Genomic DNA, 24,875 nt, shown 5'->3' with positions numbered 1-24,875 from the left:
CGATCAGAAACCACCGAAACATGTCGTCACTCTCCCATCAGCGCGAGACTAAGCCCGCTGCCATTGCCGTCTCCCTCGGTGACCCGGCTGGCATCGGCGCGGAAGTGGCTCTTAAGGCTCTGGCCCTGCTCGGCGATCGGCAAGCGGAGGTGGTGCTGGTGGGTTGCCGCCGCTGGCTGGAAGACACCCACCGGCGCCTGGAGCCGCTGAGCAGCGTTCCCCTGGCCGACCCCGGCGGCCTGGAGGTGCTGGACCTGCCGCTGGAGGTAGCGCCACAGCCCGGCCAGGGTTCAGCGGCCAGTGGTGCCGCCAGCTTCGCCTGGCTCACCGCCGCCACAGCGCTGGTGACCAGCGGCCGCTGCCGCGCCATCACCACAGCGCCGATCGCGAAGCACGCCTGGCATGCAGCGGGCCATCACTACCCCGGCCAGACTGAACGGCTGGCGGAACTGGCCGGCGGCATGGAGGCCTCGATGCTGTTCACAGCCCGCTCCCCTCTGACCGCCTGGCGTCTGAACACGCTGCTGGCCACCACGCACATCCCGCTGGCGGCCATGCCGCGCTGTCTCGATGGGGCGCTGGTGGAGCGCAAGCTCGACGTTCTGCTGGCTTTCTGCCAGCGGTTCAAGCCCTATCCGCGGCTGTCAGTGGCGGGCCTGAACCCCCATGCCGGCGAAGCAGGCCAGCTCGGGAAGGAGGAGGTCGAGTGGCTGGTGCCGGCACTGGACCGCTGGCGGCGACGCCATCCGGACGTGGAGCTGGTGGGGCCGGTGCCGCCCGACACCTGCTGGCTGGGTGCCGCCGCCGCCTGGCGTGGTGACGGTGAGGGATCGGACGGCTATCTGGCTCTGTATCACGATCAGGGCCTGATTCCGGTGAAGCTGCTCGCCTTCGATGCGGCCGTGAATGTGACCCTGGGGCTGCCCTTCCTACGCACCTCCCCCGATCACGGCACCGCCTTCGATATCGCCGGACTTGGCATCGCCCGCGCCGACAGCATGGTGGCAGCGCTCACCGCCGCCTGGGACCTGGGCTGATCGGCAGCCGCGCGGGTACGGAGCGGGGCTGCTGGACACCAGCGCGGATCAGCCGGGCTTGACGCGCATCAGCACCTGGCCGAACTCCACCGGGGTGCCGTTCTCCACCAGGATTTCCACCACCTGGCCGGTCATTTCCGCCTCCAGCTCATTCATCAGCTTCATCGCTTCGAGGATGCAGACGGTCTGGCCGACCGAAATGACACTGCCGAGCTCCACGAAGGGGGGATCTCCCGGTGAAGCCGCCCGGTAGAAGGTGCCCACCATCGGTGCGGTGACCTCCACCAGATCGGCCCGCACGGCAGCGGCTGCCGGCGGGGCGCTGGAGGGCTGGGGGGCGACTGGGGCTGGCGCAGCCTGTGCGGGGGCTGCCATCGCCACCGGGGCGTAGGCGGCAGGCGCAGGAACGGGGTTGGGGGCCGGCAGGTTGCGGCGCACCTCAAGACGAAAATCCTCCCCCTCCAGCTTCAACTCCTGGATGTCGCTGCCTTCAAGGAAGGTGAGCAGGGCGTGGAGCTGGTTGTTGTCGAGTTGCATGGCGCTTCAGGACTCCCGACCCAGGTAGCTGTCGGTGCGGGTATCGATCTTGATCTTTTCACCGATCGAGATGAACAGCGGCACCATCACCTGGGCGCCCGTTTCCACGATCGCCGGCTTGGTGCCGCCGGTAGCGGTGTCACCCTTGACGCCGGGGTCGGTCTGGGTGACTTCCAGCACCACGGAGTTGGGCAGCTCCACCTCAAGTGGGGACCCATTCCACGACACCACATTGACCTCCATGCCCTCCTTGAGGTACTTGCGCCCATCGCCGATCTGGTTGGCGGTAAGGCGGGTTTCCTCGTAGCTGCCCATGTCCATAAACACGTAGTCGTCGCCTTCCATGTAGGTGTGCTGAAGGGTGGACTTCTCCAGCAGGGCCTGGGGAACGGTTTCGCCGGCGCGGAAGGTTTTCTCCACCACGCTGCCGCTCTGCACACCTTTGAGCTTGGTGCGCACGAACGCGGAACCCTTACCGGGCTTTACATGCAGAAACTCGACGACCCTCCAGACCTGACCATCCAGCTCGATCGTGGTGCCTGTACGAAAGTCGTTGCTGGAGATCATTCCGAGGGAACGGGTCAGCGGGATTGTACGGCTGCCCTTCGGCCCCTCCCCGCCGTGCGGCTGCAGCGACAGCGCCGGATGGAACGGGACCGGCCGGCTGTGCCAAAGTCCGGAAAACGGCAGACGGACAGATGCGGAGGACCCGGGTCGGTGGTTTGTGGGCCCTGCTCCTGGCCGTGGTGCTTTGCGCAGCGACGGGGCTGACGGCGCCCCGGCCTGTCGCTGCAGCCCTACCCCCAGGCAATGCCGTCACCGATCCCGCTGCCCTGCTGCGGGATGCGCTGCCGATCGAAGCCACCGATCTGCAGGATCTCCAGCACCGGCTCGAAAGCACCAGCGACGACCTGCGCGCCAAGCGCTGGAGCGCCCTGACCAATGTGGTGCGCCGCTCCCAGTCGCTGCTGGGTACCCGTCGTGTGGGTCTGCTCGACAGCTTCGACCCGGCGGACCGCGACAAAGCGGAAGCCCTGCTCGAACAGTTGCAAGGATCCCTCCAGGACATGGCGACAGCAGCTGAGCGCCAGGACCGGGAGGCCTTCCTGGATGCCCGCCGCGAGGCACTCAGCCGGATCGGCGCCGCCGAGGCCGAGCTGGTGGGTCCGTTCCCGTTCACCATTCCTGCCGCCTTCGACGACCTGCCGCGGCTGCTGGGCCGGGCCACCGTGAGACTCACCACCACCAAGGGTGATCTCACTGCCGTGGTGGATGGCTACAACGCGCCGCTCACCGCGGGGGCCTTCGTGGATCTTGTGCAGCGGGGCTTCTATGACGCTCTGCCCTTCATCCGGGCCGAAGACTTCTATGTGCTCCAGACCGGCGATCCCGCCGGTCCCGCCGACGGCTTCGTGGATCCCAGGACACAGCACAACCGCCCGGTGCCCCTGGAGATCAAGGTACCCGGCGAAGCGGCCCCCTTCTACAACCAGACCTTCGAGGACCTGGGCCTGTTCAAGGCCACCCCGACCCTGCCCTTCGCCACCAAGGGCACCCTGGGCTGGGCCCATTCCGATGAAGCCCTCGACGACGGCTCCTCCCAGTTCTTCCTCTTCCTGTTCGAAGCCGAGCTGACCCCCGCTGGGCTGAACCTGATCGATGGGCGCTATGCCGCCTTCGGCTACGTCACCGACGGCTTTGATGTGCTCGAAGAACTCACCGCCGATGACGGCATCGTCAAGGCCACGGTGCTGGAGGGGGCCGAGAACCTGCGGCCCCATGCCTGAGCCACCGGCCGCCTGCGGCGAGGGCTCCACGCCCACGCTCGGCGATCTGGGCGAATGGCGACTGCTCGAGCGTCTGCGGGCCTTCGCGCCGCCGGGCCAGTTCGATGACGATGCCGCCCTGATCGAGGAGCGCGCTGGCGGGGTGCTGGTGGTCAATACCGATGTGCTGGTGGAGGGGGTGCACTTCAACGACGCCACCATGGGCCCTGGCGATCTGGGCTGGCGTGCCGCCGCCGCCAACCTGTCGGATCTGGCCGCCATGGGCTGCCGTGAGGTGGTGGGGCTCACCGTGGGCCTGGTGGCCCCACCCCGCACCCCCTGGGCCTGGGTGGAAGGGGTGTACGGCGGCCTGACCGCGGCGCTGGCCACCACCGGCGCGCCGCTGCTCGGGGGCGACTGCAGCAGCGGCAGCGAGCGCCTGCTGGCGGTGACGGCCCTGGGCCGGCTGGGCCCGCAGGGGCCGATCCGGCGGCAGGACGGCTGTGCCGGTGACGTGCTGGTGTGCAGTGGTCTCCACGGGCTCAGCCGCCTGGGCCTGGCGCTGCTGCTGGAGCAGCCGCTGCACGGGCTCATGACCGGCAGCATCGCCGCCACCGACCTGCCTGAAGACCTGCGGCAGCGGGCGATCGCAGCACACCGGCGCCCTCAGGCGCGTCTTGATGTGGTGGCGGCTCTGGAGCAAAGCCAGCCCCCCGGGGATCCCTGGCGGGTGGGCGGCACCGATAGCAGCGATGGGCTCGCGGCGGCACTCACTGCCATCGCCGGCACCAGCGGCTGCGATGCGCTGCTGGATCGCTCAGCCCTGCCGATCGATCCGGCCATGGCGCCGTTGCGGGAGGCCACCGACTGGTGCCTCGGCGGCGGAGAAGATTTCGAGCTGGTGCTGGCCCTGCCGGAGCGGTGGGCCCAGCGCCTGCAGGCCTGCCTGCCGGGGGTGCACTGCCTCGGCCGGCTGGTGGCCGGCACAGGACGGCTGCTCTGGCAGGGAACAGAGGAGCCACTGCAGGGCCCAGCCGGGTTCCGGCACTTCGGCTGAAGCGTGCCGGAGCACGTGGCCGGGCAAAACAGCGTGGCGGCGGCCCCACAAAAAAGGGCCTCCCTGCGAACCCCCCCTCAGGAGAGGCCGTGCAGGAAGACCCGATTCAGTTGGCAATACGGCCCGATTCGGAAGAAGGGCGATCCGGGCGAATGAGGAACGGGAGGATCAGACCCAGTTGCGGGCCACCACTTCGGCCAGATCAACAACGCGTTGGCTGTAACCCCACTCGTTGTCGTACCAGGAGATCACCTTCACCATGTTGTCGCCCATCACCAGGGTGAGGTCAGCGTCCACGATCGTGGATTCATCAGTGCCGGCATGGTCAGAGGACACCAGCGGCAGATCGGAATACTTGATGATTCCCTTCATGCCGTTCCGTGACGATTCCTCAAGCACCGCATTCACTTCTTCGCGGGTTGTTCCGCGGCTCACCTCCAGCACCAGGTCGACCACCGACACGTTCGGGGTGGGCACCCGCAGGGCGATGCCGTTGAGCTTTCCTTTCATCGGGGGATACACCAGAGCCACAGCCTTGGCAGCGCCAGTGGAGGTAGGAACGATGTTGATGGCAGCAGCGCGGGCCCGGCGCAGATCACGGTGGCTGGCATCGAGGATGCGCTGGTCACCGGTGTAGCTGTGGGTGGTGGTCATCGTGCCTTTGACGATGCCGAAGGCCTGATCGAGCACCTTGACGATCGGCGCCATGCAGTTGGTGGTGCAACTGGCATTGCTGATGATGTCGAAGCCGTCATGGGTGTATTGATCGGCGTTCACACCCACCACGAAGGTGCCGATGCCATCACCTTTCCCGGGAGCGGTGATCAGTACTTTGCGGGCACCGGCCTGAATGTGCTTTCCTGCCCCTTCCTTGTCGATGAACACGCCGGTGGCTTCGATCACCAGATCCACACCCCATTCCTTCCAAGGAAGGTTCAGGGGGTTGCGGTCGGAGAAGCACTTGATGGTGCGTCCATTGACGATCAGGGCGTCATCGGTGTGGCTCACCTTGGCGTCCCGGATCTTTCCGAGCATGGAGTCGTACTGAAGCAGGTGTGCGTTAGTGCGCGGATCGGAGGTGTCGTTGAGGCCGACAATTTCGATGCCGGTGTTCTCGCCGCGGCTCAGCCAGCAACGCATGAAGTTGCGACCAATCCGGCCAAATCCATTGATCGCAACACGCAAAGCCATGGCAACAGCGGGCAAACCCGCTAACAAGGGAGGTTTTGGCTGCCGATCATACAGAAATGGCGCCCCTGCCCCCACGGGAGCCATGCCGGGTTCCACAAGGTGCCTCAGCAGGGACAAGCGGGGATCCTGCCGCTTAAGTTTCGGTTCATCCTGGAGACGCCGTTGGGACTGCTGGTCGATCGCGGGCAGCCTTTGCACTTCATCGGTGTCGGCGGGATCGGCATGTCCGCCCTGGCTGAGATCCTGGTGGAGCGGGGCTTTTCCGTCAGCGGCTCCGACCCCCGCGACAACAGCGTGCTGCAGGCCCTGCGCCGCCGGGGTGTGCGGGTGTTTCAGGAGCAGAGCGCCGCCACCATCGAGGCGATCCGCACCACAGCCGCGGCCGATCCGCAGATCGTGGTGAGCTCCGCCGTTCCCCAGAGCAATCCCGAGCTGGTCGAAGCCCGCCGCGTGGGTCTGTCAGTCGTGCACCGCTCCGATGTGCTGGCGGCCCTGATCAACAGCCAGGACGCGATCGCGATCGCCGGCAGCCACGGCAAGACCACCACCAGCACCATGGTCGCCACCCTGCTGGCCGCCACCGCGAACGACCCCACGGCCGTGATCGGCGGCATCGTTCCAGGCTTCGGCAGCAACGCCCGGGTGGGCAACGGCAGGCTGCTGGTGGCGGAAGCCGACGAATCCGACGGTTCGCTCGTCAAGTTTCGGCCCAGCCTGGGGGTGATCACCAACCTCGAACTCGACCACACCGACCATTACGCCGACCTGGAGGCCCTGATCGGCACCCTGCAGCAATTCGCCTCCGGCTGCGGCCGGCTGCTGACCAACCGGGACTGCCCGGTGCTGCACCAGCATTTCCAGCCCAGTGCCTGCTGGTCGATCGAGAGCGCGGACGGGGCCGACTTCGCCTCCATCGCAGTGGCGGAAGAGGGGGACGGCACCCTGGCCGCGTTCTACGAGCAGGGCACAGAGGTGGGGCAGTTCCGGCTGCCGCTGCCCGGGCGTCACAACCTCAGCAACGCCACCGGCGCCCTGGCCGCCTGCCGGCTGGAAGGGGTGCCGTTCGAAGCGCTCAGCCAGGCCATTCCCTCCCTGAGCGCCCCCGGCCGCCGCTTCGATTTCCGCGGCAGCTGGCAGGGGCGTCTGGTGGTCGACGACTACGCCCACCATCCCAGCGAAGTGAATGCCACCCTGACCATGGCGCGGCTGATGGTGAGCACCGGCCGCAGCCCGCTGCCGGCGGTGCCGCGGCGGGTGGTGGCGGTGTTTCAGCCCCATCGCTACAGCCGCACGGCGGAATTCGGCGAAGCGTTTGCCCAGGCCCTCGGCCAGGCCGATGCTGTGCTGCTGGCGCCCTTGTATGCCGCCGGCGAAGCGCCACTCCCCGGGGTGTCGAGCGGATCGCTGGCGGAGCGCATCGCCGCGCTGCACCCTGCCCTTGAGGTGCGTGTGGCAGCCGACATGCAGCACCTTGCCCAGGACGTGGCGACGCTGAGCCAGGACGGTGACCTGGTGCTGGCGATGGGGGCCGGGGACGTCAACGGGCTGTGGGACCGGCTCAAGGCCCTGCCCGGCGCCGCTGTCGTCACACCCCTGGCTGCCTGAGGGATGGCGGGCGGCGAACCACCGGCCAATCTGAGCGCCCAGCTGCCGCTCGCCGCTCACACCACCTGGAAGGTGGGCGGCCCCGCCGAATGGTTCGGGGAACCCTCCAGTGAGGAAGAGCTGCACGCCATGGCCCGCTGGGCCCGGGAGCGCGGTCTGCCCTGGCGCCTGATCGGCGCGGGCTCCAATCTGCTGATCAGCGACAGCGGCCTGGCGGGCCTGACCCTCTGCTCACGCCGCCTCCAGGGCAGCCAGCTGGACGCCAGCACGGGCCTGGTGGAAGCCAGAGCTGGAGAGCCGATTCCCACCCTGGCGCGCCGGGCGGCCCGGGCGGGCCTGAGCGGGCTGGAATGGGCCGTGGGCATCCCGGGCACCGTGGGGGGTGCTGTGGCGATGAACGCCGGTGCACAGGGAGGCTGCACGGCAGAAGTGCTGCGCGACATCACCGTGGTGGCGCCGGATCCGGGCAGCGTTCCCTTCATCCTGCCGGCGTCGAGCCTGGAGTTCGCCTACCGCCACAGCCGCCTGCAGGAGGAGCCGCTGCTGGTGCTCTCGGCCCGGTTCCAGCTGAGCGCCGGCCATGATCCGCGTGCGATCGACCGGCTCACCAGCGCCAATCTGCAGAGCCGCACCGGAACGCAGCCTTACCACCTGCCCAGCTGCGGAAGCGTGTTCCGCAACCCGGAACCGCTCAAGGCGGGCCGGCTGATCGAGGAACTCGGCCTCAAGGGATGCACGGTGGGCGGCGCCATGGTGTCGCCCATGCACGCCAACTTCATCGTCAACACGGGGGAGGCCACCGCCGCGCAGATCAACCGCCTGATCGAACGGGTGCAGGAGCGGGTGCGTCAGGCCCATGGCCTGGAGCTCCACCCGGAAGTGAAGCGCCTGGGCAGCTTCGATCCGGCAACGATGTCCGATTGATACAGGGTGTCGGCGGGAGGAAAGCCGTTCCAGAGGTGCTGCTGAACGACCGTGGCGGCCCACGTACGCTGTGGCCCCACGACATCGTCCCCATGGCAGGCTTCGGTCTTCCCAACTTCGGCCAGCTCACCGAAGCGTTCCGCAAGGCGCAGCAGATCCAGCAGGACGCCCAGAAACTGCAGGACGAACTGGATGCCATGGAGTTGGAGGGCACCAGTGAGGACGGCCGCGCCAGCGTGTGGCTCTCGGGCAATCAACAGCCCCTGCGGGTGAGGCTGGCTCCCGAACTTGTGGCCTGCGGCGCCGAAGCCACCGAAGCCGCCGCCCTCGAAGCGCTGCGGGCCGCCTACGAAAAATCCACCGCGACCATGAAGGAGCGGATGGAAGAGCTCACCGGTGGGCTCAATCTGACGGGGATGGGGGGCTGAGCCCTTCCTGCTGGCTCTGCCGCAGCCGGCGGCGAGAAGGCTGGCGCTGCCGGCGATCCAGCCGCACCTCTGTCCGCTGTGCCTGAACATCCGGCTCCTGCGTACGGCGCGCTGGCCCTGAGCCACCGGCCGCCAACAACTCCTCCAAGGCCTGCAGGTAGTGGGGGTAACGGTCCCAGTCAGTGCCGACGCAGCAACCGGGATCGCCGCGGTGCAAGCAGTTGCGGTACCGGCACGCACCCGAGCGCAGCGCCTCTCGCATTTCAGGAAACAACGCGGCCAGCCGGGTGGGATCGAGCGGCAGATCCGGCCGGTTGAATCCCGGCGTATCGGCGAGCAGGGCCTCGGATCCCAGCGCGAACAGCTCCACGTGCCGCGTTGTATGGCGGCCACGCTGCAACCGCCCGGACACTGCAGCCACCCGCAGCTGAAGCGCTGGAATCAGGGCGTTCAGCAGGCTGCTCTTGCCCACGCCGGAAGGGCCGCACAGCACGGTGATACCCGGTTTCACCAGCCGCTGCCTCAACAGCTCGAGCCCCTCACCTGTGGCCACGCTCAGGCCGATCGGGTCATACCCCCAGCCCTTCAGGCGAACCAGCCACGCCTCCAGGACGGGGCGGGGCACCAGGTCAACCTTGCTGAGCACCAGCTCCACCTGCAGGTCGGTGGCCTCTGCCGCCAGGAGAAAGCGGGTGATCTGGACGGGATCCGGCTCCGGCTGCGCCAGCGCCACCACCACCAGCAACCGGCTGCAGTTGGCCACGGCGGGCCGCTCCAGCCGGCTGCCGCGAGGAAACAGGCGGCTCACCGCAGCGCGACCGGCGGCCCAGTCGATTCCATCGAGGCTCACCTGATCGCCGACATGGACCTGCTGGCCGCTCTTGCCCAGCCGGGTGCGCCGCACGCACAGCAGTTCGAGCTGATGGTCAGGGCCGGCCCGATCGAGCCAAACCCTGCAGAAATTGGCCTGCAGAGCCACGACCCGGCCGGTGACCGGCTCCTGCTCCACGCTCAGGCCCCGTCGCGGCAGATCAGCAGACGCGCCCCGGCGCCATCGGTGGGCTTCATGCGCAGCACCTCATGCCCCTCTTCGCGGATGCCCTCGCTCACCAGTAACTCAGGGGCGCCTGCGTCAAGATCGACCTGAAGCCAGGCACCGGGCGGCAGTTTTTCAAGCGCCAGCCTCGTGCGCACGAAATTGACGGGGCAAGGTGTGCCGCGCAGGTCAAGGCACTGGGCCGGCGCGGGAGCAGTGGAGGCATCAGCGGGCTTCATGGTGATGGGCAGGCGGCGGCCCTCACCCGAACAGTCCCCCGAAAAGACCGCTCTTGTGCGGGTGTTCCTTGCCGGAATGGTGACCGGCGAGCTGATCGAGCAACTCCCGCTCGTGGCTGGAGAGCTTGGTGGGAATATGCACCTTCACGGTGACGTGATGGTTGCCCCTGGCCACGGGATTGCCCAGCCGCGGCACCCCTTTGTTGTTGAGCGTGAGCGTGGCACCGGGCTGGGTGCCAGCAGGAATCTCCAGGGTTTCCGGACCATCAACGGTGTCGACTTCGATCTTGTCGCCGAGGATCGCCTGGAGATAGCTGATCGTGACATCCGATTGGATGTGGATGCCTTCACGGCGCAGGTGGTCGTGGGCCTGAACGAACAGGTAGACGTAAAGGTCACCGGCCGGACCGCCCCGCTGGCCCGCGTTGCCCTCGCCCGTCACCCGTAGCCGGGTGCCTGAATCGACGCCGGCTGGAATGGTGATGCGCAGCTTCTTCCGCACCTGCTGCACCCCCTGGCCGCCGCAATCGCCGCAGGGATCGGCGATCACCTGGCCGGTGCCTTCGCAGGTGGGGCATGGCGCCACCTGCGTAAAACTGCCGAATGGGGTGCGGGTGGCACGGCGCACCTGGCCGGATCCGGAGCAGGTGCCGCAGGTGGTGGGCCCGCTGCCCCGCTTGGCGCCGCTGCCCTCGCAGGTGGCGCAGGTTTCCAGGTGGCGGATCTGGACATCGCGCTCCTGCCCGAACACGGCCTCGCTGAAACCGATCGTGAGATCAAGGCGCAGGTCATCGCCTTGGCGCGGGCCACGGCGGCGTGGGCCACTGGCACCGCCAGCCCCCCCGAAACCGCTGAAGAATGTCTCGAACAGGTCGGCGAAGCCGCCCATATCCGTCATGTCGGGGCCGCCGCTGGCGCCGGACACACCCGCTTCACCAAACTGGTCGTAGCGAGCGCGGGTCTGGGGGTCGCTCAGAACCTCATAGGCGCGCCCGATCTCCTTGAAGCGCTCCTCGGCGCCGGGATCCTTGTTGATGTCCGGGTGGAACTGCCGCGCCAGCCGGCGGTAGGAACGTTTGAGGGTGTCGGCGTCGGCATCACGGCTGACACCCAGAAGGTCGTAGTAATCGGCCATCAACTCGGATCCGCGCCGGCCATGGGTTCAGTGTCCCCGTGCGGGGCGTTGGCGGCGTTGGGCCCACCGGCAGGACCGGGGCCCATCGACACCTTCACGAGAGCATGACGGATCACCCGGCCTTCCAGCTGGTAACCGCGCTGCAGTTCGGCGATCACCACGTCCTCCATCACCTCGTCGCTGGGCTCCCGCAGCACGGCTTCGTGCAGGTTGGGGTCGAACGGCTCTCCCTCCACGCGCATCGGCGAGACGCCCAGATTCTTGAACACATCGACCAGCTGTTTGTAGAGCCCCTGGTAGCTGCGATGCACGTCCTGGGCTTCGGGGTTCTGGGGGTCCAGCTGCTGGCGCGCCCGGTCGAAATTGTCGACCACCGGCAGGATCTCCGCGAGCGTGGAGCAGGTGATCTTCAGGCGCAGCTCGTCCTGATCGCGGCTCTGGCGCTTGCGGAAGTTATCGAAGTCGGCGGCGATGCGCATGTATTGGCTGCGCACGCCCTCGTGCTCGGCCTGGAGGCTGCTGAGCGTCGCCTCCAGTTCCTGAATCCGCTGCTCGGGACCACCGGCCTCCGAACCGATGGCATCGGCCTGGGCGGAGGCGTCGGCCGAGGCCGCGGAGGCTTCGAGCTGCGTGATCAATTCATTCGCCTCGCTGGCAAGACCCTCGACATTGGCCTCCGTGGAGGCCGCTTGAGGTGCCTCCGCAGGGGCCTCAGAATCCTGGGAGAAGGAAGAGGCTTCGCCACTCATGCCGGCTGGATCGCAGATCTGACACCAACATGTTGGAGGGTGACGCGTGCCTCCCACAAGCGGCGGAAGCCCGCACCTCGGCATCCGTCACGCACCAGGTGCGCCATGATCGCGGCAAACAAGCAGCCCTTCAGCGTGGATCTGGTCTAGAAAGGGGCCTTGGGTGCGTGAAATCTCAGCCCCACATAGGCATTTCCCCCTAGAGCCGCTTCCTGCCATGACCCTTTCGGCAACCCGTCCGGTGCCGGATGCCATCACCCCCACCCAGCAGCGCTTGGAGGTGGAGTTGTTGCTTGGGGAACGTGTGCTCCGTCCGCAGGAGCTGGAGCAGGCGGATCCAAAAGCGTTTGAGGCCTGCCCTTCGATCGGCAGTGAGAGGTGGCGCGGCTTGGCGAGCTTGCCGATTCGGCGCATCGGGAACCGGCTCGTGTTGGCCGTGCCCACCTTCTGGGGATCGGACCAGCGTCACGAGCTGATGGAGACGATCGCTGGCGACGGATTGGAACCCGATTTGCGTCTTGCTCTAAAGGGCGAAATCGAGGTTGTGCTCAAGGCGAGGCTTGAGGAGCTAGATGCTGCTGTCGCTCGTGATGGTGACGGCTCAGGTGATTCCTTGCCGAACCCCGAAGAGACGCAGCAGGAGGCCCGTGTGGAGCGGGTCTCTTTGCTGGAGAACCTGAGCCTCGAACGGCAGCTCGACGAAGCGCCAGCCGAAGACGATGCCTATATGAATCTTGATGAGGGCATTGCCGCCTCGAGTGCTTCGCCGGTGGTGAGTCTTGTGAATCGGATTCTGATCAAGGCGATCGACAGTGACTCCAGCGATGTGCACGTTGAACCTCAGGAAGAGGGCCTGCAGATCCGCTTCCGCCAGGACGGCGTGCTGCAACCTCTGGAACTCCTGCCAAGAAGCCTCATCCCGGCAATCACCTCACGGCTGAAGATCATGGCCGATCTGGACATCTCCGAACGGAGGATGCCGCAGGACGGCCGCATTCGACGGGTTTATAACGGGCGGACAATTGAACTGAGAGTAAGCACCCTGCCCAGCCGCTGGGGTGAAAAGGTGGTGATGCGGCTGCTGGACAGCTCCGCCACAAAGCTTGGTCTTGACAAGCTGATCAGCTCTCCAGCGATCCTCAATCTGGTGCGCACGCTGGGGTCACGCCCCTTCGGGATGATCCTGGTGACCGGACCAACCGGATCCGGCAAATCCACCACGCTTTACTCCCTGCTGTCGGAGCGTAACGTCCCGGGCATCAACATCTCCACAGTTGAAGACCCGATTGAATACATGCTCAAGGGCATCACCCAGACCCAGGTGAACCGCGACAAGGGCTACGACTTCAGCAATGCCCTGCGGGCCTTCATGCGGCAGGACCCCGACGTTCTGCTGGTAGGTGAAACCCGCGACGGAGAAACGGCCAAGACTGCGATTGAGGCCGCCTTGACCGGACACCTCGTGCTCACCACCCTCCATTGCAACGATGCCCCCAGTGCGATCGCCCGCCTCAACGAAATGGGCGTGGAGCCCTTTCTGATCAGTGCCTCCCTGTTGGGAATCGTGTCGCAGCGTTTGCTGCGGCACGTTTGCACGAAGTGCCGGGTGGGCTATCACCCCGGCCCTGAAGAGCTCGGCCACTTTGGCCTCCTATCCAGCCCTGATACAAAGGTCACTTTCTACAAAGCCTTTCGGCCTGAACCTGATGCCACCCACGTCTGCAGCACCTGCCAGGGAAGGGGCTACAAAGGCCGCATCGGCGTTTACGAGGTGCTCCAGTTCAACGAAACCATCGCTTCAGCTGTGGCACAGGGGGCGAGCACCGATGTGATCCGCAAGCTGGCCCTGGAAGCCGGGATGAAAACCCTGCTCGGCTACGGCCTGGATCTGGTGCGGGAGGGGCACACCACACTGGAGGAGGTGGAGCGCATGCTGCTCACCGACACGGAGCTTGAATCGGAACGCCGTGCCAGAGCCCTCACCACCTTGAGCTGCAGCGGCTGCGGGGCCGGGCTCAAGGATGAATGGCTGGAATGCCCCTACTGCCTGACAGAGAGGGCCTGACCCTTGATGCTCTCCCTCAAGCCGTGCAGAATTGCGCAACGTCACGAAGCTTGCTCAACGCCGCGAAGCCCATGGAACTCGTGATTGAAGATTTCATGCGCGAGCTGGTGGAAGCACGCGGCAGTGACTTGCACCTGGCCGCCGGACAACGTCCCTATGGACGGTTCAACGGCGAACTGCGACCGATGCATGAAGAAATTCTCACGGAAGAAACGTGCAACCGGCTGATCTTCTCGATCCTGAACAATGCCCAGAGGAAACATCTGGAGCAAACCTGGGAACTTGATTGCTCCTATGCGCTACGAGGTCTGGCCCGTTTTCGTGTGAATGTCTACAGCCAACGTGGCACCTACGCGGCCTGCCTACGAGCACTCAGCAGCAAGATACCCACCCCTGAGGACCTCCGCCTGCCCGAGGTGGTTGTGGACATTACGGACAGGCCCTCAGGGCTCGTGCTTGTGACGGGACCTACCGGATCCGGCAAAAGCACCACCCTGGCCAGCCTCCTGGATCACATCAATCGCACCAAGGCCTTGCATGTGATCACGATTGAAGATCCAATTGAGTTTACCTATCGAAACAATCTCAGCCTGGTGCATCAGCGCCAGCTGAACGACGACACCAAGAGCTTCAGCAACGCCCTACGTGCCGCTCTGCGAGAAGACCCTGATGTGATTCTGGTTGGTGAGATGCGCGACCTGGAAACGATCCAGCTGGCGATCACGGCCGCAGAAACCGGCCATCTGGTTTTTGCCACCCTGCATACGAGCTCCGCCGCTCAAACAGTCGATCGGATGGTGGATGTGTTTCCCGCCAACCAGCAGACTCAGGTCCGCGCGCAGCTCAGCGGCAGTCTTGCTGCCATCTTTGCTCAGACTCTGTGCAAGCGATTGAATCCTGACCAGCACTCCTGGGGCCGAGTGATGGCGCAAGAAATCATGATCAACACCCCAGCCATCGCCAATCTGATTCGGGAGGGAAAAACGGCGCAGGTTTACTCCCAGATTCAGACCGGGGCTCAACTGAGCATGCAGACCATGGAAAAAGCACTCAGCGAGCTTGTCATGCACGGAGAGATCAGCCTAGAAGAAGCCCGCTCAAAATCCGTCAAACCAGAGGAGCTCAACCGCCTGCTCAGCACCCTTTCCTAATCGTTCCCGAATGGCCTCGTTTCTCGCCACTTACACCACCAGCCGAGGGAACACCAAGGAGCTTCGCGTCAGCGCAGTGGATCTGGCAACCGCACGGCGTGACCTGAGGAAGCGCGGCATCCTCCCGACCACCCTCCAGGCTGTGGGCAGCTCCAGCCCATCTCCGCTCGCAAAGGCAAAGACTCGATCAACACCAACAGTCCAGTTCATCGCCACCTATAGCGGTAGAGATGGCAAGCCCAAGAAACTAAAACTGGCCGCAGTCGATATGACAGCAGCGCGCAGTGAGTTGAGGCGTCGCGGGATCACAGCAACCAAGCTTGTCCAGGATTTCGCAAGAGCGGCTAGCCAGGGAGGCGAGAAACAGCAGGACGGCAGCTTGCTGAACAAGGAAATCAACCTAGGGCCGCTGTTTGAACAGTCACCCGGAGTCAAGGACAAGGCCCTGTTCGCTAGCAAGCTCGCGGCCTTGGTGGATTCCGGCGTTCCGATTGTGCGCAGCCTGACTCTGCTCGCTGCTCAGCAGAAGAATCCAATCTTCAAGCGCGCTCTACAGGCCATCAGTGTCGAAGTCAGTCAGGGTGAAACCCTGGGCAGCTCCATGCGCAAATGGCCAAAGGTGTTCGATCGTTTGAGCATTGCCTTGATCGAAGCGGGTGAGGTCGGGGGTGTGCTTGATGAATCACTGAAGCGATTGTCACTCTTGCTTGAGCAGACCTCCAGACTCCAGAACCAGGTGAAGGGGGCCCTGGGATACCCAGTTGCGGTGCTGGTGATCGCTATAGCTGTTTTTCTGGGGATGACTATCTTCTTAATCCCAACATTTGCGGGCATCTTCGATCAGCTGGGTGCCGATTTACCGCCATTCACCCAATTCATGGTGGACCTCAGCGCTTTACTGCGCTCGCCTTTCTCGATTTACTTGACGGGAATCATCATTCTTGCTGTCATCCTTTTTAGCAAATACTACACAACTCCGCTAGGTAGACGGCAAGTAGATGCAGCCATTCTGAAGATTCCCCTGTTTGGTGATCTCATCCAAAAAACGTCAACGGCGCAATTTTGCCGCACCTTCAGCTCCCTCAGCCGTGCCGGAGTTCCCATCCTCCAGTCACTTGAAATCGTGCGCGACACCGTGGGGAACAGCATTCTCTCTGACGCTATTGACAATTGCCGCGGGGAGCTTCAGAACGGCGTCCTGCTGAGTACCGCCCTCTCCCGCAAGCGCGTCTTCCCCGAAATGGCGTTGAGCATGCTGGTGGTCGGAGAAGAAACTGGTGAGATGGATTCCATGCTCGCCAAAGTAGCTGACTTCTATGAAGATGAGGTTTCAGCTGCCGTCAAAGCGCTCACCTCACTACTAGAGCCCGCCATGATCGTGCTCGTTGGCATCATCGTGGCTTCGATTCTGCTGGCCATGTATCTGCCAATGTTCTCCATTTTTGAAAAGATCAGATAGATCATTACAAGAAGAAGATTGGCCATTGGCCATAGGGGTGGGCAAGATGATTGCAGGCTCTCTCAATGTTTCTCATTCAGAAGAAGCGGCCCTAGCCAGGAACGCTGGATGATCAACGCCTAGTTCGCAGCTGTCGCAAGCTTCGCCTGCTGGGCGATCGCCTGTCCCGCCAGCCAACCGGATGTCCAGCAGTGCTGGAAGTTGAAACCGCCGGTCACCCCATCCACATCCAGCAGTTCGCCGGCAAGGAACAGGCCTGGCTGCTTACGGCTCTCCATCGTGGCCAGGTTCACCTCGCCCAGGGCCACTCCGCCTGCGGTGACGAACTCTTCACCGAACGGGCCCCGGCCACTGACCGCATACCGACTGGCCCGCAGCCCCTCCAGCAGCCGGCGCTGGTCGGCCTTGCCGAAATCGGCCCAGCGCTTCTGCCCGTCCACCCCATGCCGCTCAAGCAGATGCAGCCACAGGCGCCGGCTCAACTCCGGCCAGGGTCTGCAGGCCGCCAGCTGCCGGCGGGGCTGGTCCCGGCGGCAGGCCGCCAGCAGCGCCTCCACATCCGCGGCGGAGCGGCCTCCGCACCAGTTCACCGTCAAGCGGGCCTGGTAGCGATGGTCCTTGAGGGCACGGGCCGCAAAGGCGGTGAGGCGCAGGGTGGCAGGGCCGCTGAGCCCCCAGTGGGTGAGCAGCACGATGCCGCTCTGGCGAAAGCGTTCCCCTCCCGGCACGTCCAGCTCCAGTTCCACCGGATCCATCACCACGCCACTGAGCGCCGCCAGGGGATTGGCCTCCAGCGCGAGGGTGAACAGCGAGGGCACCGGGGGCACCAATTGATGGCCAAGCCCGGCGGCCAGCTGGCGTCCGCTGGGGTGGCCGCCGGTGGCCAGCAGCAACCTCTGGCACCGCAAGGGCTGCTCGCGGTGGCGCACCTGCAGGGCGAAGCCGCCCGCCGCTGAGGCCTCAGCCCCCCGCAGCGCGGCGCCACGCCAGACCGTGACACCGGCCGCCGCCGCCGCCGTTTCCAGGGTTCTGACCACGGAGCTGGAACGGTTGCTGCGGGGAAACAGCCGCCCATCGGGCTCCTCCACCAGCTCAAGGCCATGGTCTGCGAACCAGCGCAGCGTGTCACCGGTGGCGAAGCGGCTGAAGGGCCCCAGCAGCGCCCGCGCCCCGCGGGGGTAGTGACCCACCAGGGCGCGCGGATCCCAGCAGGCATGGGTGACATTGCAGCGGCCGCCGCCGCTGATCAGCACCTTGCCGAGGGGTTGATCGGTGGCCTCCAGCAGCAGCACCCCCGCCAGTCCGGCCTCCGCGGCCGTGATCGCGGCCATGTAGCCGGCCGGGCCACCACCGGCCACCACCAGGGGGCACTCAGAAGGCAGCATGGGGAGATGGCAGAGGGTGAGTTGCAGGTGGGGCGGAAGCTGCCCGCGCACCGGTTCAGTGTGGCGCCGATGATGGACTGCACCGACCGGCACTTCCGGGTGCTGATGCGGCAGATCACCCGCCGCAGCCTGCTCTACACCGAGATGGTGGTGGCCCAGGCGCTCCACCATGGCCGGCGGGAACGGCTGCTGGACTTCGACCCCAGCGAAAAGCCGCTGGCCCTGCAGGTGGGCGGGGATGACCCCACGCTGCTGGCGGAGGCCGCCGGCCTGGCCGCCGCCTGGGGCTACGACGAGATCAATCTGAATGTGGGCTGCCCCAGCGAGAAGGTGCAGAAAGGCCGCTTCGGGGCCTGTCTGATGGCGGACCCTGAGCAGGTGGCCCGTTGTGTGGAGGCGATGGCCGCGGCCAGCCCCTTGCCCGTCACGGTGAAGCACCGGATCGGCATCGATGAGCGCGACAGCTACGCGGAGCTGCTGGCCTTTGTGGAGCAGCTGGCCGGGGCCGGCGCCGCCCGGTTTTCCGTGCATGCCCGCAAGGCCTGGCTGACGGGACTCGACCCCAAGCAGAACCGCACCGTGCCGCCCCTGCGCTACGACCGGGTGCACCAGCTCAAGCAGGAACGGCCCGACCTGACGATCGAGCTCAATGGAGGGCTGCAGGATCTGGAGGCATGCCGGCCCCACCTCCAGCACCTCGACGGCGTGATGGTGGGGCGGGCGGCCTATGAGCATCCGCTGCGCTGGACCCGGGTCGACGCGGACCTGTTTGCCGACGGCACAGCGCCGATCGCCACGTCCTCAAGCGTGGTGCGCGGTCTGGTTCCCTACGCAGAGCGGTGGTGCACCGGTGGTGGCCGCCTGTGGCCGATCGCCCGGCACCTGGTGCACCTGGTGGAGGGCGTTCCAGGGGCCAGGCACTGGCGCCGGCGGCTGGGGGAAGCCGCCGGCCAGGCCACTGCCGGGGCCGAGGTGCTGGAGCAGGCCTGCCGTGAACTGGAGGATCAGGGGCTCTGAGGGCTCCTGTCTCCCCGACGGTCCGGCGTGAGGCGTTGCAGTTCCAGGGGCTGAAGCTCCAGGCGCTGCGCTATCGCGCGCTGGGGTTCAAGGCAGGGCACGGGCGCTTATTGAAAGCGGCTGCGATCTTCCCAGCCACGGCTGCCACGCTCTGAAGCGCCACGGTCGGAGCTGCCGCGGTCGGAGGAACCCCGGTCAGAGCCGCCCCGATCGCCGTAGCCCCCCCCTCCATAGCCGCCGCCGCCATATCCACCACCACCGCCACCGGCATAGCCGCCGCTGCGACGCGGCCCGCCGCTGCCGCGGGGCTCGGCCTTGTTGATGCGCAACGGGCGGCCCATGAGCTCCACGTTCTGCAGGCCGTCAATGGCCTTGCTTTCCGTGGCCTCATCGGCCATCTCCACAAAGGCAAAGCCGCGTTTACGTCCTGTGTCCCGCTCGAGGGGGAGAGAACAGCTCACGACTTCGCCGAAAGGCGCAAACAATTCAGCCACATCTTCCTGCTCAGCGCGGAAGGGGAGGTTGCCGACGAAAATGCTCACTGACCGTAGAAACCGATTGGACCAAGAACAGGGGCCTTGATGGCATCAACCTCGACGGCCTCGGAAAGAACCCATCGGAGGTGACAGCCCAACCCTAGGACCGCCATTCTCTGCTTCAAGGGTTTTCCGCTGGAATCGGATCGAGCCGCTGGCGCATCAGGGCGAGTTGTTCACGCACCCGATCGAAGCCCGTGCCCCCTTCGCTGCGACGTGCACGCACCACCTGCCGCGGCTCGATCGCGGCATACACATCCGCCTCAAAGGCGGGATGCAACGCCTGCCAGCGCTCCAGCGGCAGCTCTCGCAGCAGCAGACCTTCCGCAAGGCAGCGCTTCACCAACCCGCCCACCAGCTGGTAAGCCTCGCGGAAGGGAACATCGCGAGCCACCAGATAGTCGGCCACATCGGTGGCGTTGGAAAAATCAGCGGCCACTGCCTGCTCCAGGCGCTCCGGACGAAACCGGATGCCTTCCTCCAGCAGGATCGCCATCGCCTCGAGGCAGTCTTCGGTGGTGCGCACCACATCGAAGAGCGCTTCCTTGTCTTCCTGAAAGTCTTTGTTGTAGGCCAGGGGCAATCCTTTGATCATCGTGAGCAGGGCCTGAAGATGGCCGAACACGCGGCCCGCCTTGCCCCGCACCAGTTCCGGTACATCCGGATTCTTCTTCTGAGGCATGAGGCTGCTGCCGGTGGCACAGCGGTCGGTGAGGGCCACGAAGCCGAATTCCTCGCTGGCCCAGAGAATCACCTCCTCCGCCAGGCGGCTGAGGTGGGCCAGGATCAGGCTGGCCGCCGCACTGAATTCCACGGCGAAGTCGCGGTCGCTGACGGCATCGAGGCTGTTGGCATAGATCGCCTCAAAGCCCAGCTCTGCGGCCGTCTGGCGGCGATCGATCGGCACGGGGGTGCCCGCCAGGGCCGCCGCCCCCAGCGGGCAGATGTTCACCCGACGCCGCACATCTCCCAGGCGTTGCCGGTCACGCGCCGCCATCTCCACGTAGGCGAGCAGATGGTGAGCGAGGGAGAGCGGCTGGGCCCGCTGCAGGTGGGTGTAGCCGGGGATGAGCGTGTCAACGTGCTGCTCCGCCTGGGCCAGCAGCGCATGCTGGAACCGCAGCAGAGCCCGATCGAGCCCGTCGATCTTCTGCCGCAACCAGAGCCGCAGATCGGTGCCCACTTGATCGTTGCGGCTGCGGCCGGTGTGCAGCTTCTTGCCGAGCGGACCGATCAGGGCGATCAGCCGGCGCTCGACGGCGAAATGGACATCCTCCGCCTCCAGGCCGGGATTGAAGCCGCCCGCGGCCGCTTCCGCCCGCACCAGTTCCAACCCCTCGATCAGCCGCTCAGCCTCCGCCGTGGTGATCACGCCGCAGCGGCCGAGCATGCGGGCATGGGCCACCGAACCGTCCAGATCCTGCGGCAGCAGCGCGATATCAAAGCCGATCGAGGCGTTGAAGCGCTCGATCGCCGGGTGCAGGCCCTCCTCGAAACGGTCGCTCCAGCTGCCGTCGGCACCGCCGGACACCCCCCGACCGCGCGCTGAAGGGGAAGACTCTGTGGCCATGTCCGCCGAGGCTTGTCGTCAGGCAAAGCTTTGCACCCGGCGGCCGGGGGCTTCAGCCCGGCAGTGCCGGCAGCATCACCTCATCGCGCACCTTCAGCACCACCATCGAGGCGTCGTCCTGGAGCTGACGATCGGAGCCCACAAAACGATCCAGACGGGTGAACAGCTGATCGAGAATCCCCTGCGCTCCCAACCCGGAGCGGCAGGAGCGATCGAAGGCCCGCATCAGCCGGGTTTCATCGAAACGTTCATTGCCGACTCCCGCCGCCTCGGTAACGCCATCGGTGTAATACAGGAGCACGTCGCCCGGCTCCAGCACCAGGCGCTCGCAGCCGTATTCGGCCTCGGGCTGCAGGCCGATCAGCAGGCCAGGGGCATCGAGGCGTTCGAGCGTGTGGCCCTGGCGGCGCCAGATCAGCGGCGGGTTGTGCGCCGCATTGGCGTAGCGCAGCACGTGGGTGCGCGGGTCGTAGTCGGAATAGAAGAGCGTCACGAACCGGTGCGAATGGGCCAGGTCTTCCTGCGCCAGCTGGTTGAGATCCCGCAGGATCCGGTCCGGCGCGTGGCCGCTCAGCACCTCCGACCGCAGCATGCCCCTCAGCAGGGTCATCAGCAGGCCGGCCGGGATCCCCTTGCCCATCACATCGCCCATCACCAGCGCCCAGCGCTCGGTTTCACGGCGCCGTCCCACCAGCTCGGGGCGGGTGGGGATGAAGTCGTAGTAGTCGCCGCCGACGCGGAAGGCCGGCCGGCAGCGGGCTGCCAGGTCCACCCCTTCGATCACGGGGCACTGATCGGGCAGCAGCTGGGACTGGATCTCAGCGCCGGTGCTGAGCTGGCGATCAAGGCGCTCATGCAGGCGCATGTCCTCCTGCAGCACCTCGTTTTCAACCGCGACGCCGGTGAGATCGGCCACCAGCTGCACATGGCGCCGGTGCACATCGCTCCAGCTGGGCCCATCGCCCTGACTGGAGCCGAACACATAAAGCCGGCCGCGCTGATGGTTGCGGGCCACCACCGAAGTGCCGAACATCGGCACCTGGCCCAGCAGGCGGCGCATCTCCAGATCCAGCTGGGCCACCACCGCGTCATCGCCGGCGCCGGCGGCCAGATCCTGATCGCTGAGCCCGGCCAGATGGCTCACCAGATGCCGGCAGCGCTCCGGTGGCGAGGCATGCAGTTGCTCGCGCCAGAGGCGGCCATCGGCGTGAAACACCACCAACAGGCTGCCCTCCGCCTCCACCAGCCGGGAGCAGACCAGGGGCACCAGCTCCAGAAAGCGGTTGAAATTGGTAAAACTGCGCAGGGCAAAAGCCAGCGACGCCAGCAGCTCCTGGTTGCGCCGCTGCTCCCGGCTGAGGCTGTCGAGCAGCTGCCTCAGCGAAGCGGATGCCGACAGGGTGCCATGGGCCCGCGGAGGGGGCGGAGGCACACGGGAGGGCGGCGTACTGCTCACGGGAGCGGCCGGGGGAACGAAGAGTAGCAGTGGTGCGCGTTAATCGCTGAGCGCTCGTGATGCGTCTAACCGGGTGGCTGGCATCACCGGTTGAAGCGCAGAGAAGCCGCCCCCGAGCGGAGGGGCAGTCACCGCCACCTCCGGCTCAGACAGCCAGCAGCGCCTCGACGAACTCGAAGCTGTTGAACGGCCTGAGGTCGCGGATGCCCTCGCCCGCACCCACGAAGCGGATCGGCAAGCCGGCCTCGGAGGCCACCGCCAGGGCCACGCCCCCGCGGGAACTGCCGTCGAGCTTGGTGAGCACCACGCCGGTGAGGCCGGCGGCACTGGCGAAGGCCATGGCCTGCCGCAGGCCGTTCTGGCCCTGGCTGGCATCGAGCACCAGCAGCGATTCCACGCTGGCCTGGGGCGCCAGGCGATCGACGATGCGGCGCACCTTGCTGAGTTCCTCCATGAGGTTGTGCTTGGTCTGCAGGCGACCGGCGGTGTCGACCAGCACCAGTTCGGTGCCCTTGGCACTGGCGGCACCGATGGCATCGAACACCACGGCTGCCGGATCGGCGTTGGCGCTCGGGTTGGCGATCACTGGAACCCCGCTGCGTTCCCCCCACACCGTGACCTGCTGCACGGCAGCGGCCCGGAAGGTGTCGGCCGCGGCGATCAGGCAGCTGTAGCCACTGCGCACGGCCAGGTTGGCCAGCTTGCCGAGGGTGGTGGTCTTGCCGACGCCGTTGACTCCCACCAGCAGCCACACGTTCAGGCGATCGCGCTGTGGGGCCAGCAACGCCGTGCCGCTGGCCTGGATCGGTGCTTCCAGCACCCCCCGCAGCTGTTCCTTGAGAAAGCGCAGCCCCTCGCCCGGATCCACCACCTCCTGGTTGAGACGCTGCCGCAGGGCCTCGAGCACCTGATCAGTGGCCTTCACCCCCACATCGGCACGCAGCAGCAGGGTTTCGAGCTGCTCAAGCACCTCCGGGGTGAGCGGATCATCCCCGAGGGTTTCCAGCATCTGGCTGACAAAGCCCTGGCGGGTCTTCTCCAGACCGCGCCGCAGCCGGCCCAGCCAGTCGATCTCCTCGAGCGACACCTGATCGGCGCGCACGCCCTGGGCCGCCAGCACCTCCACCGACCAGGTGAAGGCTTCATCGAACGCTCCCAGCTGGGGAGCGGCGGTGTCGGCAGCCGGGGCAGCAGCGGCGCTGGCAACCGTGGCGCCGGTGGAGTCGGCGGTGGCACTCTCCGGCTCCGGCCGTTCCAGCAACTCCTGCTGGCGCTCGCGGCGCTGGGCCGCAGCCTGCTCAAGCAGCGACAGTGCGGGCGCCGGTGCCGCTGGTGCGGTTGGTGGTGCAGCTGCGGCTGCGGGCGGGGCCGGGGCCTGGAGCCTGGCCTCAGGTTGAGGCTCAGGGGGCACCGCTGCAGCCCCTTCAGGAGCGGGCGCGGGTTCCTCCTGCGCAGGCGGGGCAGCGGAGGGTAGAGCCCCAGACCCTTGCTCGGCCGCAACCGCCTGCAGCTCGGCGGGGGGCTCCTTTTGCCTGGCCGCATCCTGCTGGGCCTTCAGCCGGGCATAGGCCTCGCGCGCCCAGGCAAGAGCGTCCTGATCGACGGCGGGTGCTGCAGGGGTGCCGGCTTGGGCCGGGGCAGAAGGGGCAGGGGCTGGAGCAGCAGAGGCGGAGCCAGCCTCAGCAACTTCATAAGACGAACCGGAGCTCTCCTGGCTGCGGGATGGCCCGCCCTCAGAAGGCTCAGGGGTGGGGGTAGGAGTGGTGGATGAATCACCGGCGGGTCGTTCGTCCTGAGCGGGAGCGGCCGTCGTCGGTGCAGCGGATTCAGCTTCAGCCGCAGAGGGGGCAGGAGCCGCCACGGGCTGGGGGGCGGATTGGCGCCGGAACCAGTCGAAAACCATGCCTGCCTCAGGGGGCCGCGGTGGTGAACCGCCGCAGAACGCCGTTGATCATCCGCCGTCCCTGCTCGTCGCTGTAGCGGTTGGCCAGATCGACGGCCTCGTTGCAGGCCACGGCCGCCGGCGTGCCGAAGGTGTCGAGGTCGACGGCGGCCAGTCGCAGGATGTCGCGGTCGATGCGCGGCAGGCGCTTCAGCCGCCAGCCCTCCATCACCTCATCGAGGCGGCGATCGAGGTCTTCGCGGTGATCGAGCACAGCCCGCGCCCGCTCCACCGCGCCGCGGCGCACATCTTCCTGGTCGGCCAGCATCAGCAGGCGCGGCAGTTCAAGGCCCGCTGACAGGCGGTTGATCGCCTGCTCGGCGTGAGCCAGACCGCGCTGCAGGTGACCGCGCACGCGCACCACCTGATCGGCGGCATCGACCAGTTCGCTGTCGAGCAGTTGCTGCTGCGCCTGCTCCAGGTCGAGCGCGGCATTGTCGAGGGCTTCCCGCACGCACTGGCTGAGGCTGGCGAGGGCCTGGTGCAACAGGCCTTCAAGCGAAAGGTCGGCGGCGGGAACGCGATCGCTCACCTGGCCCAGCATCAACAAAGCCAGTTCTCTGGAAACGGAGCGACTCTGCATCGGATCG

The 24,875-nt window shown here is 66.3% G+C and carries 22 protein-coding genes and 1 pseudogene; 10 read left to right on the top strand and 13 right to left on the bottom strand.

Translation table 11 applies throughout. The features are described from left to right. The first annotated feature begins 20 nt into the window (after positions 1 to 20). Positions 21 to 1,037: a 4-hydroxythreonine-4-phosphate dehydrogenase PdxA gene (gene pdxA / locus KBZ19_RS07630; protein ID WP_255100485.1), complete on the top strand. Its 1,017-nt coding sequence runs from the start codon at positions 21 to 23 to the stop codon at positions 1,035 to 1,037. A gap of 48 nt (positions 1,038 to 1,085) precedes the next feature. Here pdxA and accB read toward each other — a convergent pair whose 3' ends face one another. Continuing rightward, on the bottom strand, positions 1,086 to 1,574 hold the full coding sequence (gene accB / locus KBZ19_RS07625) for an acetyl-CoA carboxylase biotin carboxyl carrier protein (protein ID WP_255100484.1): 489 nt from the start codon (positions 1,572 to 1,574) through the stop codon (positions 1,086 to 1,088). A 6-nt stretch (positions 1,575 to 1,580) separates the two neighbouring features. Continuing rightward, positions 1,581 to 2,141, bottom strand: a complete 561-nt coding sequence (efp, locus tag KBZ19_RS07620) for an elongation factor P (RefSeq protein ID WP_094511175.1) — start codon at positions 2,139 to 2,141, stop codon at positions 1,581 to 1,583. Between the two features lie 131 nt (positions 2,142 to 2,272). On the opposite strand from efp, the gene KBZ19_RS07615 reads away from it, so the two are divergent. Together KBZ19_RS07615 and thiL are read left to right on the top strand one after the other, a co-directional pair. Continuing rightward, complete coding sequence (locus KBZ19_RS07615) at positions 2,273 to 3,361, top strand: peptidylprolyl isomerase (RefSeq protein WP_399220115.1); 1,089 nt, start codon at positions 2,273 to 2,275, stop codon at positions 3,359 to 3,361. Next, positions 3,354 to 4,397 carry a thiamine-phosphate kinase gene (thiL, locus tag KBZ19_RS07610; RefSeq protein WP_255100482.1) on the top strand — a complete coding sequence of 348 codons (1,044 nt, stop codon included), beginning with the start codon at positions 3,354 to 3,356 and terminating at the stop codon, positions 4,395 to 4,397. Before KBZ19_RS07615 ends, thiL begins: the two co-directional genes overlap by 8 nt. A 168-nt stretch (positions 4,398 to 4,565) precedes the next feature. On the opposite strand, the gene KBZ19_RS07605 is transcribed toward thiL, so the two are convergent. Further along, positions 4,566 to 5,588, bottom strand: coding sequence for a type I glyceraldehyde-3-phosphate dehydrogenase (locus KBZ19_RS07605; protein ID WP_094511178.1), 1,023 nt, complete (start codon positions 5,586 to 5,588; stop codon positions 4,566 to 4,568). 162 nt (positions 5,589 to 5,750) lie between these two features. Between KBZ19_RS07605 and murC the strand changes: the two genes are divergently transcribed. The 3 genes from murC (at position 5,751) to KBZ19_RS07590 (ending at position 8,545) form a co-directional block, all read left to right on the top strand. Next, complete coding sequence (gene murC, locus KBZ19_RS07600) at positions 5,751 to 7,193, top strand: UDP-N-acetylmuramate--L-alanine ligase (protein ID WP_255100480.1); 1,443 nt, start codon at positions 5,751 to 5,753, stop codon at positions 7,191 to 7,193. A 3-nt stretch (positions 7,194 to 7,196) separates the two neighbouring features. Next, a complete protein-coding gene (gene murB, locus KBZ19_RS07595) occupies positions 7,197 to 8,117 on the top strand; it encodes a UDP-N-acetylmuramate dehydrogenase (RefSeq protein WP_255100479.1) in 921 nt (306 codons plus the stop codon). Positions 8,118 to 8,209: 92 nt separating this feature from the next. After that, entirely contained in the window at positions 8,210 to 8,545 is a 336-nt protein-coding gene (locus KBZ19_RS07590; protein WP_094511181.1) for a YbaB/EbfC family nucleoid-associated protein, read from the top strand. Here the strand turns inward: KBZ19_RS07590 and rsgA are convergent. The 4 genes from rsgA to grpE are packed head-to-tail and all read right to left on the bottom strand — an operon-like array spanning position 8,520 to position 11,704. Next, on the bottom strand, positions 8,520 to 9,554 hold the full coding sequence (gene rsgA, locus KBZ19_RS07585) for a ribosome small subunit-dependent GTPase A (RefSeq protein WP_255100477.1): 1,035 nt from the start codon (positions 9,552 to 9,554) through the stop codon (positions 8,520 to 8,522). The two genes, KBZ19_RS07590 and rsgA, sit on opposite strands and share 26 nt — an antisense overlap. Positions 9,555 to 9,556: 2 nt before the next feature. Then, positions 9,557 to 9,820 (bottom strand): sulfurtransferase TusA family protein, encoded by a 264-nt coding sequence (locus tag KBZ19_RS07580; RefSeq protein WP_255100476.1) that lies wholly within the window; start codon positions 9,818 to 9,820, stop codon positions 9,557 to 9,559. A 22-nt stretch (positions 9,821 to 9,842) separates the two neighbouring features. Beyond that, entirely contained in the window at positions 9,843 to 10,955 is a 1,113-nt protein-coding gene (dnaJ, locus tag KBZ19_RS07575) for a molecular chaperone DnaJ (protein WP_094511184.1), read from the bottom strand. Further along, complete coding sequence (gene grpE / locus KBZ19_RS07570; RefSeq protein WP_094511185.1) at positions 10,955 to 11,704, bottom strand: nucleotide exchange factor GrpE; 750 nt, start codon at positions 11,702 to 11,704, stop codon at positions 10,955 to 10,957. Before grpE ends, dnaJ begins: the two co-directional genes overlap by 1 nt. Before the next feature lie 217 nt (positions 11,705 to 11,921). Between grpE and KBZ19_RS07565 the strand changes: the two genes are divergently transcribed. The 3 genes from KBZ19_RS07565 (at position 11,922) to KBZ19_RS07555 (ending at position 16,379) form a co-directional block, all read left to right on the top strand. Further along, a complete protein-coding gene (locus KBZ19_RS07565; RefSeq protein WP_094511186.1) occupies positions 11,922 to 13,769 on the top strand; it encodes a GspE/PulE family protein in 1,848 nt (615 codons plus the stop codon). 71 nt (positions 13,770 to 13,840) lie between these two features. Continuing rightward, on the top strand, positions 13,841 to 14,920 hold the full coding sequence (locus KBZ19_RS07560; protein WP_094511187.1) for a type IV pilus twitching motility protein PilT: 1,080 nt from the start codon (positions 13,841 to 13,843) through the stop codon (positions 14,918 to 14,920). A gap of 10 nt (positions 14,921 to 14,930) precedes the next feature. Beyond that, positions 14,931 to 16,379, top strand: a complete 1,449-nt coding sequence (locus tag KBZ19_RS07555; protein ID WP_094511188.1) for a type II secretion system F family protein — start codon at positions 14,931 to 14,933, stop codon at positions 16,377 to 16,379. A 119-nt stretch (positions 16,380 to 16,498) separates the two neighbouring features. Here the strand turns inward: KBZ19_RS07555 and KBZ19_RS07550 are convergent, their stop codons facing one another. Beyond that, a complete protein-coding gene (locus tag KBZ19_RS07550; protein WP_255100474.1) occupies positions 16,499 to 17,764 on the bottom strand; it encodes an NAD(P)/FAD-dependent oxidoreductase in 1,266 nt (421 codons plus the stop codon). A gap of 69 nt (positions 17,765 to 17,833) precedes the next feature. On the opposite strand from KBZ19_RS07550, the gene dusA reads away from it, so the two are divergent. Continuing rightward, positions 17,834 to 18,781, top strand: a complete 948-nt coding sequence (dusA, locus tag KBZ19_RS07545) for a tRNA dihydrouridine(20/20a) synthase DusA (RefSeq protein WP_255100473.1) — start codon at positions 17,834 to 17,836, stop codon at positions 18,779 to 18,781. A 119-nt stretch (positions 18,782 to 18,900) separates the two neighbouring features. Here the strand turns inward: dusA and KBZ19_RS07540 are convergent. The 5 genes and pseudogenes from KBZ19_RS07540 to nusB all read right to left on the bottom strand — a co-directional run. Then, a pseudogene (locus KBZ19_RS07540) lies at positions 18,901 to 19,323 on the bottom strand (RNA recognition motif domain-containing protein); the annotation flags it as partial. A 115-nt stretch (positions 19,324 to 19,438) separates the two neighbouring features. Next, the gene (gene argH, locus KBZ19_RS07535) at positions 19,439 to 20,887 is read right to left on the bottom strand and encodes an argininosuccinate lyase (RefSeq protein WP_255100471.1); all 1,449 of its coding nucleotides are present in this window, start codon (positions 20,885 to 20,887) and stop codon (positions 19,439 to 19,441) included. 52 nt (positions 20,888 to 20,939) lie between these two features. After that, positions 20,940 to 22,343, bottom strand: coding sequence for a PP2C family protein-serine/threonine phosphatase (locus KBZ19_RS07530; protein WP_255100470.1), 1,404 nt, complete (start codon positions 22,341 to 22,343; stop codon positions 20,940 to 20,942). A 145-nt stretch (positions 22,344 to 22,488) separates the two neighbouring features. Further along, complete coding sequence (gene ftsY / locus KBZ19_RS07525) at positions 22,489 to 24,246, bottom strand: signal recognition particle-docking protein FtsY (protein ID WP_255100469.1); 1,758 nt, start codon at positions 24,244 to 24,246, stop codon at positions 22,489 to 22,491. Between the two features lie 7 nt (positions 24,247 to 24,253). Then, entirely contained in the window at positions 24,254 to 24,868 is a 615-nt protein-coding gene (gene nusB / locus KBZ19_RS07520) for a transcription antitermination factor NusB (RefSeq protein WP_094511194.1), read from the bottom strand. Between the last annotated feature and the right edge of the window lie 7 nt (positions 24,869 to 24,875).

It is taken from the genome of Synechococcus sp. L2F (assembly GCF_024345695.1).
Classification (GTDB): Bacteria; Cyanobacteriota; Cyanobacteriia; order PCC-6307; family Cyanobiaceae; genus MW101C3.
This window is presented reverse-complemented; position numbering and strand designations above follow the sequence as displayed.

Coding starts and splice junctions, on each gene's coding strand:
- pdxA (WP_255100485.1), top strand. CDS start 21: ATGTCGTCACTCTCCCATCAGCGCGAGACTAAGCCCGCTGCCATTGCC.
- accB (WP_255100484.1), bottom strand. CDS start 1,574: ATGCAACTCGACAACAACCAGCTCCACGCCCTGCTCACCTTCCTTGAA.
- efp (WP_094511175.1), bottom strand. CDS start 2,141: ATGATCTCCAGCAACGACTTTCGTACAGGCACCACGATCGAGCTGGAT.
- KBZ19_RS07615 (WP_399220115.1), top strand. CDS start 2,273: ATGCGGAGGACCCGGGTCGGTGGTTTGTGGGCCCTGCTCCTGGCCGTG.
- thiL (WP_255100482.1), top strand. CDS start 3,354: ATGCCTGAGCCACCGGCCGCCTGCGGCGAGGGCTCCACGCCCACGCTC.
- KBZ19_RS07605 (WP_094511178.1), bottom strand. CDS start 5,588: ATGGCTTTGCGTGTTGCGATCAATGGATTTGGCCGGATTGGTCGCAAC.
- murB (WP_255100479.1), top strand. CDS start 7,197: ATGGCGGGCGGCGAACCACCGGCCAATCTGAGCGCCCAGCTGCCGCTC.
- KBZ19_RS07590 (WP_094511181.1), top strand. CDS start 8,210: ATGGCAGGCTTCGGTCTTCCCAACTTCGGCCAGCTCACCGAAGCGTTC.
- KBZ19_RS07580 (WP_255100476.1), bottom strand. CDS start 9,820: ATGAAGCCCGCTGATGCCTCCACTGCTCCCGCGCCGGCCCAGTGCCTT.
- dnaJ (WP_094511184.1), bottom strand. CDS start 10,955: ATGGCCGATTACTACGACCTTCTGGGTGTCAGCCGTGATGCCGACGCC.
- grpE (WP_094511185.1), bottom strand. CDS start 11,704: ATGAGTGGCGAAGCCTCTTCCTTCTCCCAGGATTCTGAGGCCCCTGCG.
- KBZ19_RS07565 (WP_094511186.1), top strand. CDS start 11,922: ATGACCCTTTCGGCAACCCGTCCGGTGCCGGATGCCATCACCCCCACC.
- KBZ19_RS07560 (WP_094511187.1), top strand. CDS start 13,841: ATGGAACTCGTGATTGAAGATTTCATGCGCGAGCTGGTGGAAGCACGC.
- KBZ19_RS07555 (WP_094511188.1), top strand. CDS start 14,931: ATGGCCTCGTTTCTCGCCACTTACACCACCAGCCGAGGGAACACCAAG.
- KBZ19_RS07550 (WP_255100474.1), bottom strand. CDS start 17,764: ATGCTGCCTTCTGAGTGCCCCCTGGTGGTGGCCGGTGGTGGCCCGGCC.
- dusA (WP_255100473.1), top strand. CDS start 17,834: ATGATGGACTGCACCGACCGGCACTTCCGGGTGCTGATGCGGCAGATC.
- argH (WP_255100471.1), bottom strand. CDS start 20,887: ATGGCCACAGAGTCTTCCCCTTCAGCGCGCGGTCGGGGGGTGTCCGGC.
- ftsY (WP_255100469.1), bottom strand. CDS start 24,246: ATGGTTTTCGACTGGTTCCGGCGCCAATCCGCCCCCCAGCCCGTGGCG.
- nusB (WP_094511194.1), bottom strand. CDS start 24,868: ATGCAGAGTCGCTCCGTTTCCAGAGAACTGGCTTTGTTGATGCTGGGC.